Below are 17004 nucleotides of genomic sequence, written 5' to 3' on the forward strand. Positions count from 1 at the left end.
TGGCGTTGACAACAGTCGCGTCCTAGAGTAATGTTCTTCTTATATTCAAATAATCAGATATTTAAAGAAAAGAAGGTTTGAACATGACAGGGCGGGGTCGTTATAAAGGCTACAACATGAACGCTTTTCGCAAGGATTTGATATCAGGGACAATCGTCGGGGTTATTGCCATTCCTTTAGGGATGGCATTTGCTATTGCTTCTGGTGTAAAGCCGGAATATGGCATTTATACGACAATCGTTGCGGGCATATGTATTTCATTGTTCGGGGGATCGAAATTTCAGATTGGTGGACCGACAGGTGCATTTATTCCTATCTTGTTCGCCATTGGGATGCAGTATGGTTATGAGAACCTGCTGTTAGCGGGGATGATGGCGGGGGTTATTTTAGTCCTCATGGGATTGTTAAGGCTGGGTGTACTGATTAAATTTATTCCGAAGCCGGTCACGATTGGTTTCACAGCAGGCATAGCGGTTATTATCTTCACCGGACAGATTGCTAACTTCCTTGGGTTAAGGGATATTGAACGGCACGAGAGCTTTGTAGATAACATGAAAGAAATTGGACTTCATCTATCGACGATCAATGGATATAGTATCCTGACCGCCGCGATTTGTCTGGCCGTTGTTATCCTAGCGATTCGCTTCGCTCCGAAGGTGCCGGGTTCATTGGTCGGTCTTCTTTGTGCAACTGTCATAGCAGCGTTATTTTTTAGCGGTAAGGTGACTACGATTGGTTTGGCCTATGGGAATATCCCTAATACATTGCCAAGCTTCCGTTTTCCGACCATTACCTGGGAGCGGATTACACTGCTGATTCGTCCGGCCTTTATCATCGCGATGTTGGGTGCTATTGAATCCTTATTGTCAGCTGTCGTAGCTGATGGGATGACGGGCAGCCGCCATAACAGCAACCGTGAACTGATTGGTCAGGGAATCGCCAATATTGCAGCTCCATTGTTTGGAGGAATTCCAGCCACAGGTGCCATTGCCAGAACCGCCACAAATATCAAAAGCGGCGCAGTTTCTCCGATCTCAGGGATCGTTCATGGGGTAGTGGTATTCCTAATTCTTCTGTTGTTTGCACCCTATGCTTCTAGTATTCCGTTGGCAGCGATGGCTCCTATCTTGATGGTAGTAGCTTGGAATATGAGTGAGCGTAAACAATTTCTTCAATTGCTTAAAATCAAAACAGGCGATTCTTTGGTATTATTCATCACCTTCTTGTTGACGATATTTGCAGATTTAACGCTGGCCGTAGAGGTGGGATTGATTCTTGCGGTGATTTTGTTTGTGAAACGGATGGGAGAGGTTCATCTGGTATCCAAAGTATTGCCTGATCCTAATTCCGTCAAGGTAGGAGCACATATGGTAACGGAGAGTCATGATTGTCCGCAGATTGGGATTTATACCGTGGAAGGGCCGCTGTTTTTTGGCGCTGCGTATAGATTTGATGACACCATGCCGGGTTATGGCTCCGATCAGCCGAAAATTATATTAATGCGGATGGGAAAAGTGCCATTCATGGATACTACGGGTGAATCCAATCTGGCGGAGCTGGTGCGGCATCTCCATGCTGTTGGAGGGAAACTGATGATCTCCGGTGTTCAGCCGCAGCCGCTTGAGCTTCTTAAGAGAACCGGGCTATATGACAAAATAGGAGAGGCACAGTTCTATCATCATACCGGTGAAGCGATCAATGAAGCTCTTAGCAGTATTAATCACAATAAATGTATCGGATGCAGTCATGCGGCGTTTAGGGAGTGTACGGCATTATCCTGTCATGAGGATGCAGGTGGACTACGAGGTCTGACAGGACGCAAGAAGCCAGCATTGCCTCTGAACTAATCAGCGGTACTTGAGCTTAATAAATAAAGTCGGCCTGGGCGCTATTCTTGCGTCTGGGCTTTTGTATTAAAATTGGACTTCGGAATTCTGAATTTGTACAATTGGGTATAAGTTTAATGTAATTAATATCGATAAGGAGAATATAAGCTCATGAAGGAATTGAATTATCCGAAGGTGTTTATGCTCTTGGCGGGATTGTCTGTCGCTACATTGGCGGTATATCGTGTAGTGTCACTTCAGACGGATTCGTTTTACGGTTTTTTAATTTGGAATTTGTTCTTAGCTTGGATTCCGTTTTTATTCTCCATGGCTGCTTATGAGCTAGACAAAAGGAAGATAGGCGGTTTATTACTTCTTCCTTTGGGTGTCGCGTGGTTGCTGTTCTTTCCCAACGCGCCTTATCTCATGACTGACCTGGTGCATTTAACGGTAAGAAAAAGTAGATATATCGTGGAGGGGGCCATTCAGAATCGCTACTGGTATGACTTGGTCACTCTTTTATTGTTCACCTGGAGTGGATGGTTGACCGGTTTTTTCTCATTGTATCAGTTCCAGACGGTCATTTATCGCAAAAGCAACCTGCTGTGGTCATGGGTATTCGTGCTTGCGGCATGTATGCTCGGGGGATATGGTGTACTGCTTGGCCGAGTCTACAGACTCAATAGCTGGGACGTCCTGACGGACAGGCATCAGTTGTATCAACTTGTTCTGGATAGCCTGAATCTCCAGTCCGTATTTTTCAGCTTGTTCATTGCCTTTGTCCTGCTGGTCATTTACGCGACGATGTATTGTCTACTCAATGCTCTTGGCACCGGAGAAAGACGAAGAGTTACCAGAGGGTACTAATCGGCACACTCCGGCTCAAACTGGAATTGCTTCAGATCTACCACACCTTTTTCATTAAAACTAACTCCCTCTCCCTGTAGATAGAGCCTCTGGAGGGAGTTAGACTCATCCTCAGTTAGTGCGATCATTCCCTTAGCATTAATGACCCGATGCCAGGGCAGCTTATATTTTTTGCTCATGGAGTGAAGGATGCGAACGACCTGCCTCGCTCCTCTTGGGCTGCCTGCCGCGCGGGCAACTCCTCCGTAAGTCATCACTTTACCTTCTGGTATAGACTGTATGATATGAATAACTCTCTCAGTAAATGGTGTCATCGCAAGCTCAAGCTCCTATATCTTATTTTTATCCAATGCTCAACAGATAAATCAATTCTAAACGAAACGGGGGACGAACAGGAGGATTTTTTGAGAATAGCAAAAAAGGGGTTGCAAAGCAATAAATACGCGTGGTATATTTTAACTGTAAAAATAATCTAAACGTTTAACAACGTGATTGAAAGAGTTCCATAATAAGATAGGAGAAGGTGTAATGAGGAAAACCAGCATTAAAGACATAGCCGCAAAGGCTAATGTTTCGATTGCTACAGTCTCCTATGTGCTTAATGGTACCCGCAATGTACGTTCCGATACAAGGGAACGAGTTGTTGCAGCCATTGAGGAGTTGAATTATAAGCCGAATGCTATTGCGAAGAGTCTCAAACTCAACCGTACGAATACAATAGGTGTTATTGCAGAAGATGTGACGGTATTTAACACCCCCGATATTATCGATGGAATTAATGATTTTGGAGATCGTAATGATTTGCATATTTTACTGGTGAATCTTCGTTTGGACAAGCGTATCGGCCGTAACTTCTCGAATACGGAAGACTATCGAAAGTATGCCGCTAATGCGGTTGCCGAACTGCTCAGTAATCAAGTGGATGGGATTATTTATATCGGTGTTCATCCCCGTGATTTAACGGGTTTAATCGATACGGAAGGTAAGCCTATTGTGTATACCTACTCTTACACACAGGACGATATCTCTATCCAGTATAATGATGAGCAAGCTGCTTACCAAGCCATGTCCTACTTGGTTAACCAAGGACATAGCAGAATTGCTGTAATCAGTGGTTTGATGGATTCAATCCCTTCCAGATTAAGACTGAACGGTTATTACAAGGCCGTTACTGAATATCAATTACCGTTCGATCCACTGTTAATTAAGATGGGAGACTGGGAGAGGGAATCAGGGTATCGTCTTACCTCCGAGTTGCTCGCTTTGCCGGAGCCTCCAACCGCGATTCTTTCCATGAATGATGTAATGGTTGTAGGTATTTTGCAGGCGGCAGAGGAAAAAGGGTTTAAAATACCGGATGATCTGTCGGTTGTCGGTTTTGATAATCGTGAATTCAGTGATTACTTACGCCCGCGTATAACAACGATGGAACTTCCGCTACATGAGATGGGCTATCAAGCTATTGAGGTTTTGTTCAATTTAATCAAGGGGACGAAGATGGATTCACTGACCATGCCGGAGTGCCGGTTGATCGAACGTGATTCTGTGGCTACGTTAAAAAATGCTGTGAGACAAAAATAAGTTTCACAGCTCCTTTTTCCTCATAAATCTAAACGTTTAACTTAAAATATTGAAGAGGTGCTAGGCAATGACGATTCTAGGCAACGAAAATTTCAGGATGGAGCTAAGCGACCGCGGAGCACTTCAGTCTCTGATATTACAGGGCGACCCTAGTGAAATGAATTGGGTAGTTGATCCGTCTTATTTGAAAGAGGCAGGTTATGCGGATACAGATAAGCTATTCGGAGAATGGACAATAGAGCTAGACGGGAATATCATAAAAAGCACTGATCTGTTGCCCAAAATCACGCCAGAAGGAAAACACCGTGTAATTGTGGATTTTGAAGGCGCGCCGATTGCAATCAGACTTACATATTCTTTGGAAGATGAGCGACTAAGATGGACTATTGAAGCTACGAACCGCTCAACACAGTCTGTAAGAATTAATGGACTTCATGTGTGGTTTTCGCTCGCTTATATCATGTACAGAGATGAAAATGTGCAGCGCAATATGAGTCAGTCCTGTGCAGTATTCCCCCATCTTGGTGGAGATTTCGCTAAAATTGCTGCCATTCGACGGAGCAACGAAGCACCACATCTGGGTGTTTATGGTGTTCAGGGCAGAACAGTAACCGTAGGTACTTATTGTAGTTATAAGAATCGTTTTCTTGAGCAGGTTTCCCCTTCTTTGGATGGTCTGCTGTATCATCGGCTATCGTTGGTAGAGGACGGATCATCTATGACCGAATCTGCAGCTGCCGACTGGATATATGGTGACGCTTACAGTCCGCTGGATCTTGACGCTGGAGAGACCTCCAACTGGGAATACATATTCCATCCCTGTCAGAATCGAGATGATTTCTATAGGCAGGGTATGGCCTATGGACATCCACGCTGGAGCTATACGCCTGTATTAACCCGGGGAGGAAGGTTCGAAGCTGTTGTTGATCTGCCGCAGGACCAGGCTCTACGTGAGCTGCGTTTGTATAGCACTTCACCGGTAACGGAGCTGATCCGCCAGGAGAATATTACGAACGAAGCTGTACGGTTGGAGTCAGGCAGCAGCTACACTATATCTTTACAGCGTTTGGAGCCGGGAGAACATAAGCTGGAGCTGGGGCTAGAAGATGGACGGACCGATATCCTGGTCTGGAATGTACTGGAGTCGATTGACCTGATTCTGGAAAAGAGAGCCGAGTGGTTGGTAAATAACAACTTTGGAGGGACAGGTGAGGCTGAGAGGCCATATGCCTTCCGTCCGCTATCGAATCAGGGAGAATCGCTGGGTAAGGTTGCTTTTCTTCTAATGAAGAATAGCATGGCCAAGGCTGTCCCCGAACAAGTAGCTAAGGCCGAGATTGCCGCAGTATTGGATGTGAAGGAGCATTGGTTTGAAGGCGGAGATTTCAATCATCCGCGTCCCTTGTATGGAGAATTCTACCGCATTTATGATCTGGATTATATTGGGCATGTCTTTTATCTATTGTCACGAATGGATGGTTCATTACTTAAAATTCATTCTCCTAGAGAATATCTACAATGGGCTGCCGAAATCATGTGCCTTCGCCTAGACCCTGATCGGCATAGTGGGCAGCGTGAACAGGATGAGAGCCGTCTAAATGGTATATTTGTGCTCTATATTCTTGATTTATTAGAGGCACTGAAGCAGAGCGGTCTTTCAAAAGAGTATAAACGTCTACTTACCTTATGGGAGCAATTTGGCAGAAATCTGGAGACAGGGATACAGCAGTATGAGGGAGCTATAACGGAGCATTTTTACGATAATGCAGGATTTGGTCCTACCTGTGAAACATTGTGTCACCTTGGAAATAAAGAGGAGGCTCAGCGTTATGGGCAACTAATTCTGGCAAATATCGGATTCAGTAATGATTACAGAGTGCAGAATCCGGATCGCTGGTGGGAAGCTTTGTCGTATATGATTCATTCCCTTTGGGGTGGATTGGTAGCAGGAGCATCCCGGGTTGCCTATGAATTCCTTGGAGACCCTGAATATTTGGAAGCCGCTTACCGTTCTACGATGGCAGTATTCAATTGTTACGATTGGAATGTACGCTCTACTCCACGCCGTTTGTTGCCTGGAGAGGCAGCCTCTACATATAGTGTGGCAGCTCCTAACCTGAACATGCCAGAATTGTCGCGAAACCGTTTTGGGCAATCCGTATTTGTGGGGGCAAGTGATTCCTTGTTTGCTTCGCTGTTCTCGGGTGTGACAGGAGATGATTGGGATATGGGGGAGGAGCTAGTGGCCTATCTAATGGGCTTCGGGACAACCACATATTTGTACAGGGATCCACGCGGAAAGATGCGCTGTATTAACGGTTATATTGAAGAAGACTCGGAGGGCTGGATCGTAACAAGTTACGCTGCATATCCGTCAAGATATGTGCTGCTTGAGGATAAGCTCGAATATCGCACAACTGAGGGGATACTAGAGCCTCGCGTAAGACTGGCAGGCGGAGGAATATTCAGCCCTTGTCTGTAATCGCTAAGAATGACAAACCATGATGATTTTAGGCTAAAGCTTTAAATGCTTGGCTTGAAATAAATAGATATGAAAAAAAGGGAGGCAACAAACATGAAGTTTGGAAAACGTACTCTAGTTCTATCTTTAGCATCAATGATGGTTTTTTCCGCACTGGCAGGCTGTTCGGGCGATTCCAACAACGCGGCTCCAAAGGCATCTGAAGGGTCTGGAGCAGCCAACAAAGAAACTACGCCTGATAAAGATGTAACCTTGGAATTATTGTATTGGGGTGATGATGTACAGAAAAAGCTGGTAGAAGCGGCAGCAGAAAAATATACAGCCGACACCGGAGTGAAAATCAATGCACAAGTACTTCCAGCAGATGGCTCCTTTGATACATTTATTCAGACCCGGCTCGAATCCGGTGAACTTCCAGATATCAGTTATATGGGTGAAGGCGATATCCAAAAGTACAATGAAATGGGAATTATCGAAGATATCAGCGATTTATTAGCGGACGGAAGCATTCCTGAAAAACTATCAGCGATTACAATCCATTCACCTGAGCAAAAAGTGATTGGAGTCGGCCTATCCAACCAGTTGGAGCTGCTTTACTATAGCAAGTCCAAATTTGATGCAGCAGGTCTTGAATATCCACCCTCCAAAGTTGAAAATGCGTGGGATTGGGATACATTCGTGACAAACGCGAAAAAGCTAACGACAGATACTAAAGGAAAAACAGCGGCAGATGAAGGCTTTGATGCTGCTCTGACCGAGAACTACGGGCTTGGTATGACAGCGGGACGGGAGTTCCACCACTTCTGGGCAGCTTATGCCAACGGTGGCGGGATTGTTTCCCCGGATGGAAAGGAGTTTCAATGGGATTCTCCCAAAACGGTTGATGCCATCCAGAAGCTAGCTGATCTCGTTAACAAAGACAAGGTTGCATCCGCTTTCAATTACACTTGGAATTCTGGAATTGGTTCTGCGGTAGACGCTTTGAGTGGTGGTTATGCCATGGCAATCAGCGGCTCTTGGGATCTAGCTAATATCAAAGGTAATGAAGATATCGGCGTTGGCGTTCTGCCTAAGATGGAAAAGGCAGTAACGATGAACTGTGGTGCTCCGCTTGTTGTGTACAATACATCGAAGCACATTGAGGAAGCCAAGAAATTCTATGCTTACATGGTCAACCCTGAGAACAGTCTGGAGCTGCTGAAGAGTGGTGCGTGGTTGCCGAACCAGGCAGATTGGTATACCGATCCTACCTTGGTTGAAAAGTGGACCTCCGATCTTCCTGAAAGCGCAAAAGAAACTATCCTTAGTTATTCCACAACGAAAGACTCTATCGCACAATGGCCTGCATATTACGTTCCTGCCTACCTCAAGATGAATACTGAATATGAGAAATCTATTGATCAGGCGTTGGCAGGTAAGAAAAGTGTTAAAGAAGTCTATGACGCGATCATGCCAGCGATCAAGCAGTTGTTCGAGAGCGGCAAGGTTTCCTAATTAGAGCTTATATTTGAAAAGAGGGCTATTGCTTATGAACCCAGAGAGCAAAACCGAAACGGCTGCGGTCTATGTTAAAAAGCATGCCAGAGGTGTCACCAAAGAGGCGGTGGCTGGATATTTGTTTGCAGCACCGGCCATTATTGGATTTTTGGTATTGACGCTTTATCCGATGTTGGCCAGTTTGTTTTACAGCTTTCATAAAATAACGATTATGAGCGGAAGCCAAGTTATGGAGTGGATTGGGCTGGATAATTTCCGGTACATATTCACCAATACCAGCTCCGAATTCAAGAAATCCATAACGGTAACCTTGATTTATGCCTTCATTAACGTGGCACTTGTAATCACCTTTTGTCTGATTGTTGCACTCTTATTGAACCGTAAATTTATCGGCAGAAACTTGATGCGGGCTATATTCTTTCTGCCGTCTGTAGTTCCGATGCTGGCGACAACGATTGTGTGGCAGATGCTTCTACAGAACCAAGCCAAGGGTGGATTGCTTAACTGGATTTTATTGCAGATAGGAATAGCCCCTGTTGATTTCCTGACAGATCCCATCCGTATTTTTGAGACATTGTTTATCATGAGCTTGTGGACCTGTGGTGGGACGATTGTTGTGTTCATCGCTACGCTGCAGGATGTTCCGGGAGAATTGCTGGAAGCTATCGAGATGGACGGGGGAAATGCTTGGCACAAGTTCCTCAAAGTAACCTATCCGACGATCAAGCCTGTCCTCTTTTTCCAATTGATTATGTGCATGATGACCTCTATCCAGATTTATACGCAAAGTGTGGTGTTGTCCAGAAATGGTGCACCCGATCGGATGACTTATTTTATCAACGTTATGATCTATGACCATTCATTTGTTCAGGTAGGGATGCGCGGTTTGGCGTCTGCTGAGGCATGGGTCGTCTTCCTAATCACTATGGCCATTACTGGTGTGCTGTTCTACTTCCAGGGCGCATTTAAAAGGGACGATTCGATGGGCAAAAGAAAGAAGGCGAGATAATGGCGGCTACCGCAATTATGAATTATACAAGTATCCAGAAAAAAAAGAAAAGAGCTAAAGCCATCAATACCGGGCTGATTCTGCTCTCCTGTCTGCTCGCAGTGGTGTTTGCTTTTCCGCTTTATTGGCTGCTGCGAGGTGCCTTCGTGAGCCATACAGAAATACTGGCGCGGCCGCCTGTGTTTTTCCCTGAGTCACTAAATGTCGATAATTTTCGGCTTGGGTTGGAACGTATTCAGTTCCTGCGGCAGCTCTGGAATTCAGTTTCGATTGTAGTTCCTTATGTGATCGGGACGGTGCTGACGACAAGCTTTGCGGGGTATGCCTTTGCTAAGCTGAACTTTCCGCTGCGCGGGATGTGGTTCGTGCTGGTCATCAGTACGATGATGCTGCCTAGTGCCGTAACCCTGCTGCCACAATATTCTCTGTACACTTCTTTGGGACTGGCTGGCAAACCTGCTCTTATTATTCCGGCCTTTTTCTGTGCAGGCGGCAACGCGTATTTTGTCTTTTTGCTCCGGCAATTTTTCATGACGATTCCGCTAGAACTCAGTGAAGCTGCCAAGATTGACGGTGCGGGTTACTTCCGTATCTACTCCCGCATCATGCTGCCGCTTATACGTCCCGCAATGATTGTTGTGGCGTTGTTCAGCTTTATCAACTGTTGGAATGAATTTTTCTACACCATGATTTATTTGAAGACTGAAGCAGATTATACGCTGCCTATGGGCTTGTATATTGTGAACGGGATGCGCATTCCGAACTATGAACAGGTCATGGCACTGGCGCTCGTCGTTACAGCTCCTTGTCTAGTATTTTTCTTGATCGGCAACAAATATTTTGTTGAGGGCATTACATTAACAGGAATCAAGGGATAAAAAGGAGGAATTCATCCAAATGACAAGTCATAAATGGCCCAGAAGAGCTTCTGTAGCGGCATTATGCGCGGCTGTGGTATTAAATGCAGGGATTGTTCCCGTATCGGCTAACTACACGACTGATTTCTATCATGAAGGTGTAGGCACCGATTACGGGCAGGCGAAGTGGAAGGATAATTCTATTGTTAAGGAAGGCGTTAATTTCAGCGATGTCACCGTCGGAGAAATGATGCAAGCGATTGAAGCTTTTGATTTTGAGGCTTTTGCAAAAGATAATTCCGATTTGCCTTGGCTTGACGCCTTGCTAGTTAACGAAGGTGTCATTCCGGATGATGTCAACGACGAAGTTAGCGCCAATACTCTGTTCAGCCGGGGAAGCGCTTTGTACATGAAGACTCAGGATAATACCAAACTGGGTTTTGTGGGAACAGTGCATTACGCGGATACTTTGAACAAGGACACGATGTATAACATCACCCTTTCTACAGGAGACTTGGCGGAACAGAAAAATGTGCGGAAGAACTACCCGAGTCATGAGAATCAGACCTACACAAGCGGAGGCCTGGAGATTAACCAGCGGAAATTTATTTCCAGCTATAACAGTGCTGTAACGCTGCTTCAATTGAAGAATCCTACAGCCAGCGATATAACGTTGACGATGAAGGTTAAATCACCTTTCGTCTCAGCGGCTGAGGGTGATGAGCTGGTGGGTTACAGAGTGGCTGCTCCGCTAATGATAGGCAAGGCCGGGCAAAAGGTAGTTGAAGCAATGTCCTACGTGGATGTTCACCTGAGCGGAAACGGCATGAGTCCTTCCGGAAATGAACTGGTTAAAGAGATTACAGTGCCCGCCGGTGGCTCCGTTGACCAAAAGGTAGTCATGGGTTGGCTCGCGGATGAAATACCAGGCTCAAAGCTGCATTATGAGAGCTTTAAGGCTGCTGACAGCAATGATACAGCCTTCTCCGCACAGGTGCGGGAGTACAACGAGTGGTGGGCAGAGAACATTCCATATATCGATGTTCCCGATGAGAATGTGAAGAAGGTACTTTATTATCGTTGGTGGTGTAACCGCTTTAATTTGCTGGATGCCAACATTCCGGGCAATGACTGGCAGTTCCCGATGAACATGGAGGGCATTCTCGGCTACAACAACGGGATTACGGTCAGTGTACCTTGGGCGATGCAGGATCTGAAATGGCTGCGTGATCCTTCCTACTTGTATGGAACCTGGCTGGCTCAAGGGGAATATTCCGAGAATAAGAACTATAAAAATAATCCCGGACGTCCTAACATCTGGACTTGGGATATGATGCAGAACACGTCGCAAGTAGGCTGGGATGCTTACAAGATTTACGGTGGTGGTCAGGAAATATTGAAGAAGTTCGCTGATTTTTCCGCCACTGATGTTACCGGCACACTTGAACATTTTAAAGGCACTAATCCAAATCTTGTTTATTATAACCATGGTCCGATTACAGGTAATGACGGAGATACCGTATCCATGCACTGGAATGGCAGTGGTAACTATGCCCGGCTGGATGGCTCTTCTACTACCTACGCCAATGCAGTGGCAACAGCGAAGATGTACGAGCAGCTTGGGGATACTGCGGGTGCAGCTAAAATGAACACTGTGGCGCAGAATATTAAGAATTCAATTCTGAATGAGATGTGGTACGACAAGGCTGACTTTGATGGTGACGGTGTGGCAGATACGAATGGTACAGGCAGCTTTTTGCACAAAAAAGTTGTAGGCGGTACCGATGTATTCAACCCTTGGCGGGATAATAACATGTTTGTCTTTAACTTTGGTGTAGTACCAACTGAAGGTGAAGAAGGATATGAGGCGAAATATTTATCCCAGTTGTCTGATTACGCAGATCCGAATTATTATCCGATCTTTCCTTTCTTTACAGCGGATCAGAACAGCATTATGAAGCGGGTGGAAGATTTCAAGAATGGCAAGACGGATGCCTTCGGTACAGACCAGTTCGCATGGTGTAACTTCGGCAACTATATTAATACCGTTCGTGCCTCTCTGCGCTATTATCCTATAGATAACATCAATAGTGACGTTTACAAAACACTGTTTGATTGGGGCGCTTGGTTGCATACAGTGGAGCCGGGCAATACGGACCACCTGGACTCTAATGAATTTTTCTGGCTGGAGGATTACTTCTTCGGCACGCCATGGACAAAAGACAATCCTCCTAACCCTAGTGGAGATATGGTACGGGCATGGATTCACCACGATACGCTTGGCATGATGAATTACACTGTGGTTGAAGATATGGCGGGTATTCAGCCACGGACAGATGACAAGATCGAGCTATGGCCGATTAATGTTGATTATGACTATTTTGCTGTAGATAACGTGCGTTATCATGATGCTAACTTATCTATCGTATGGCAGGATCCTGCTAAATACAGCGACAATCCTCATTATCAAGGTATTCCAGCAGGTTATTCGCTCTTCATTAATGATGAACTCGTAATGACAACTAACGAAATGTCCCATCTGATTTATGATACAGCTACTGGTAAGGTGGAAAAACCTTCAGGTGATGTAACTGGGGCTGTTGGCGATAACTCGAAGACACAGGTGTTATATGAAAAAGGCAGTGCTACGACACTTGCTGCGGCAGATCAAACATCCCTAGCTAGCAATGAGAAGACTGTCGATATGTTTAATAAAGCAGGCGTAGATATTGTTAATGAAGGTACGAATCTGGCTGTTGCTTCAGGCACTACTGTTGAATCGACTTATATCAAGAGCGGTTCGAACATCCGCAACCTGGCGGACAATTCGACAATCGCATCGATTAATCATACGTCAAACACAGCTTTATTCGGAGGTTCGCCGAATTCCGTCGATACGGTTACGTTCAAATTTGATGGAGTCCAGGCTGTGGACAATGTAAAAGTCTATTTCTATAATGACCGGCTTCTGAACGGTTATGGTACACCACAGACATTCGGTGTCGAATATCAGGATGCTGATGGAAGCTGGAAACCAGTGGAGGGGCAATTCCGCTATCCGGAGTATATTGCTTCCAACTATAACAATGTAGAGTTCCAAAAGGTTAACACTGCAGCGATTCGCATTCATGTGACGCATTCGCTGGAACTTGCGACCGCCATAAAGGAGATTCAGATCTACAACAATAATCTGGAGGTTAAGGCGGCTGCCAATCAGGCACCAAAGGTTTATCTAGAAACACCATTGAAGGTTGAGCAAAATGTGCCTCTGACGATTATGCCGCAAATCGTTGATGATGGATTGCCAAGTGGCAAGCTGACTTATACCTGGGAGAAGATTTCAGGTGAAGGAGAAGTAGAGGAGACAGGGCTTGATAAGGCCATGCTGCAAGCAACCTTTAAGGCGACTGGTGAATACGAATACCGCCTGACTGTCAGCGACGGGGAACTTGAAACTGTCGTGAAGGTTCCAGTCACCGTATTTGTAGCTACTGCAGAACTGACAGAGATGATCGCGAAGTTTGCGGATCGGGATTCCGGCAGACTTGTCCGGAACAAGGATGATTTTACTGCGGCAACATGGCAAGAGCTGCAAGCTGCACTGACTGCTGCCAAGGCATTGCTGGCTCAGGGAGAATATACACTGGAAGAGATCAAAGTGGTAACGGATCAAATGCGGATGGCGGTGGATAACCTTAGATACAGAAATGCTGCCCTTTTGGCTACCCCTAGTGCCTCTTACACTTCGGCATGGGAGTCTGTGTATGGCATTAATGATGGTTATATCCCTTATACTTCAGCAAGTATTTACAATAGCGAAGCAGAAACTCAGTATGGGAACTGGGGCGGTCCCGGTGAAAGCCATTGGCTACAACTGACCTGGAAAGAGCCCGTGACTTTGTCAGGCAGCTCCGTGTACTTCTATGATGATGAAGGCGGTGTACAGGTACCGGGAGATTACAGCTTCGAATATTGGGATAAGGATGCCGGAAAATATGTGCCGGTAACGGGCTTGAGCGAGAAAGGCAAAGCAAGAAATGCATTTAACGAGGTAACCTTTGACGAGGTGAAGACGGATAAACTCCGTTTGATTCTTAATAAGCAGTCCACTAGTATTTGGACAGGCGTTAAGGAATGGCGGGCAATTTCGTCTAAGCCAGAAGGAGAAGTTCCTGCTCCCGGCGACCATGGTGCGATTGTAAGCATTGAACAGATTGCGGTGAGTACGACAGTTAACGTCGTGCCTACTCTTCCAGCTAAGGTTACGGTAACTTACGCCGATAAAACGACAGGCTTGGCAAGTGTGGTATGGGAGGAAATTCCCCTTAACAAACTCACCATTGCTACAGACTTCACTATATTTGGTAAAGTGGCGGGCACCGATATTGCTGCCAGCTGCCGCATCAGTGTGAGGTACGATAAATCTAAACTTAAAGCAGCCATTGATACAGCGGAAGATCCTTCGGTAAATGAAGAAAATTATACCGGAACGCCTGAGCAATGGGAGGCACTACGCATTGCACTAGAGGCTGCTAAAGCCGCTTATGCAAATGACGGTGCTACCGATGGTGATATTAATGTGGCATATTCCAATTTGAAAAATGCCTTTGAAGCCTTACAGCCTGTCGAAGCTCATGATGCAACGATCAGCGGAATCACAATTCCGGGCGGATCTATTGATCAGGTAGCCAAAGAAATTATTTTACCGGATACGACTACACTTGATGAGCTGAAGGAAGGACTTACTGTTCCGGTAGGGGTTACCTTCGCTGTGTATGAACCCGATAGCATTACTATTGCGGGAGAAATTCAAACGGGTTACAAGGTCATTGTGACGGCACTGGATAAAACAACGACCAGAACGTATACCTTAACATTAGTTTCTGTAAATCCACCTCTCATAACTGCAGCCTTGGAGGAGAAGCTTAGAGCAATAGAGGCTCTGGATAAGAGCCTTTATGTAGAGGAGAGCTGGAATACTCTTGAGAAAGAGGTAGCACGTGCAGTGATGTTGCTGGAGAGTGGAACTGCTACTCAGGCAGACATTGATGAGGCATTAAGTCAGCTTACTGGGGCGGTTGCGGGCCTGAAGTTGCTTTCAGAAGCTACGCCAACACCTACGCCAACATCAACACCTGCACCGACAGCGACACCAACGTCAACGCCGAAATCAACAGAGGCACCGGGTACTTATGTGCCGGTAGCCACGGCAAAACCGTCGCCTAGCGCGTCTGCGACAGCTGCCCCTGCTGTAAGCAATGGTAAAATCGTTGTCCAGACGGTCATCGGAGCAGATGGAAATGCATTGGCTGAACTGGCTGCCGCAGATGTTGAAAAGGCAGCAAAGGATGCAAAGGATGGTATTCTGTCCATTGTCGTGAATCCTACCGGAAACGCGAAACAAATTGTAGTTGAGCTGCCACTGCAGTCACTGGCAGCAGCGGGGAATGTTAAATCCCTCAAGATTGATACAGGAACAGCAAGCATAATGCTGCCGGAAAATTTCCTGAAGACTTACAAAGATGCTAAGAACAGCAAACTTAAGCTTATTGTGGGCACTGGAGATATATCCGGATTGCCACTTTCGGTAAGCAGTCAGTTGAATGCAGGTACAATTAAAGACATCAGTCTTTGCGTAGATGGTGTGGTTATTCCAGGCGATGTACTGAAGACATCGGGGATCAAGCTGGCACTTCCTTATACGCTGAAGTCTGGTGAGAAAGCTCATAAAGTAGTGGTTTATTACTTGAACAGTAATCAGCAACTAGAGATCGTTAAGAACGGAAGATTTAATACAGGAACACAGATGCTTGAGTTAAATTTGCAACAGCTTGGCAGTTATGTAGTGGTTCACTCGAATGTTTCATTCAAAGATATCGCTACAGCTAATTGGGCGGTAAACAGTATTGAAGCACTCGCAGCACGAGGCGCAATCCAAGGGATGGATGCTGAACACTTTAATCCAAGTGGAAATGTGACCCGTGCAGAATTCATCAAAATATTGATGAACGCTTTTGATTTACTAGATGAGACGGCTGTAAGCACATTTACAGACGTTAAGGATGGGGCATGGTATGCCAGTCCGATTGCGAGCGCTCAAAAGCTCGGTATTGTTAAAGGCAAAGCGGATGGCAACTTTGGTGCAAGCGAGGAGATTACTCGTCAGGAAATGGCGGTCATGATTTATCGTTTGGCTCAGACGATTAATATCCCATTGACCGACGGAACAAAGGCTTCTGGTGAAGCATTCTCTGATGTGAACCAGTTGTCTGCGGATGCAGCCAAAGCTGTAGAAGCGATGCGTATTAGTGGAATTATTAACGGTATGACATCCAACCAATTTGGACCAAACGGCAAGGCTACAAGAGCGCAAGCAGCGACCGTGATCTTCCGCCTGTTTGAGCAGCTTCAATAATCATGCAGCAATACAAGATATAAAAAAGACGCAGGTGTCCCGTAGTCATGATCATGACTGCTGGGCACCTGTGTTTTTTTGCTGCCAACCCCAAACACCTAATCTCATGCTCGTATCCACCACGCTCTTAAAACAAACTTTGCTTCATGGTATGTAATTTGCACGCAAGAGATCGCTAACGGACCCAGGAGCCCCTAAACGTTGCATTTATCGACTTTTGGTGTGCTATCGGACCCCATAGTCGCTATTGGCATGAAAACCGCCCGATTAGAGCCACTTTTGATGAGATAGCTGCACTGGAGTCCGAAACTGTGCCCAAAAGGCGATAATTGAGCAAATAACGCCTCCTGAGTCCGTAAGCGTCTGAGGATGCACTCGGTGTTATCGTGACTGAGTCCGTAAGTTCCAAGGGATGACTGGGATGCGGCGCTAACGGACCCAGTAGCCCCTAAACGTTGCATTTATCGACT

General features: G+C 45.8%; 9 protein-coding genes. 8 read left to right on the top strand and 1 reads right to left on the bottom strand.

Features of this window, described 5'->3' with window-relative positions; genetic code table 11:
• Positions 1-83: 83 nt before the first annotated feature.
• Both MHH50_RS02815 and MHH50_RS02820 read left to right on the top strand, forming a co-directional pair.
• Complete coding sequence (locus MHH50_RS02815) at positions 84-1847, top strand: SulP family inorganic anion transporter (protein ID WP_340033910.1); 1764 nt, start codon at positions 84-86, stop codon at positions 1845-1847.
• A 150-nt stretch (positions 1848-1997) separates the two neighbouring features.
• Positions 1998-2693 carry a DUF1361 domain-containing protein gene (locus MHH50_RS02820; RefSeq protein WP_038568569.1) on the top strand — a complete coding sequence of 232 codons (696 nt, stop codon included), beginning with the start codon at positions 1998-2000 and terminating at the stop codon, positions 2691-2693.
• Here MHH50_RS02820 and MHH50_RS02825 read toward each other — a convergent pair.
• Positions 2690-3007 (bottom strand): MGMT family protein, encoded by a 318-nt coding sequence (locus MHH50_RS02825; protein WP_076124439.1) that lies wholly within the window; start codon positions 3005-3007, stop codon positions 2690-2692. The genes MHH50_RS02820 and MHH50_RS02825 overlap by 4 nt on opposite strands.
• A gap of 214 nt (positions 3008-3221) precedes the next feature.
• On the opposite strand from MHH50_RS02825, the gene MHH50_RS02830 reads away from it, so the two are divergent.
• From MHH50_RS02830 to MHH50_RS02855, 6 genes are all read left to right on the top strand, one after another.
• Positions 3222-4274, top strand: a complete 1053-nt coding sequence (locus MHH50_RS02830; protein WP_076124437.1) for a LacI family DNA-binding transcriptional regulator — start codon at positions 3222-3224, stop codon at positions 4272-4274.
• Between the two features lie 67 nt (positions 4275-4341).
• A complete protein-coding gene (locus MHH50_RS02835) occupies positions 4342-6756 on the top strand; it encodes a hypothetical protein (RefSeq protein WP_076310498.1) in 2415 nt (804 codons plus the stop codon).
• 93 nt (positions 6757-6849) lie between these two features.
• Positions 6850-8250 carry an extracellular solute-binding protein gene (locus MHH50_RS02840; RefSeq protein WP_076124434.1) on the top strand — a complete coding sequence of 467 codons (1401 nt, stop codon included), beginning with the start codon at positions 6850-6852 and terminating at the stop codon, positions 8248-8250.
• Positions 8251-8284: 34 nt separating this feature from the next.
• The gene (locus MHH50_RS02845) at positions 8285-9262 is read left to right on the top strand and encodes a sugar ABC transporter permease (RefSeq protein ID WP_081383334.1); all 978 of its coding nucleotides are present in this window, start codon (positions 8285-8287) and stop codon (positions 9260-9262) included.
• Positions 9262-10140 carry a carbohydrate ABC transporter permease gene (locus MHH50_RS02850; protein ID WP_081383335.1) on the top strand — a complete coding sequence of 293 codons (879 nt, stop codon included), beginning with the start codon at positions 9262-9264 and terminating at the stop codon, positions 10138-10140. Before MHH50_RS02845 ends, MHH50_RS02850 begins: the two co-directional genes overlap by 1 nt.
• Before the next feature lie 19 nt (positions 10141-10159).
• Positions 10160-16534, top strand: a complete 6375-nt coding sequence (locus MHH50_RS02855; protein WP_340033911.1) for an S-layer homology domain-containing protein — start codon at positions 10160-10162, stop codon at positions 16532-16534.
• Positions 16535-17004 lie beyond the last annotated feature (470 nt).

It is taken from the genome of Paenibacillus sp. FSL H3-0302, from assembly GCF_037982245.1.
Lineage (GTDB): Bacteria > Bacillota > Bacilli > Paenibacillales > Paenibacillaceae > Paenibacillus_AQ > Paenibacillus_AQ odorifer.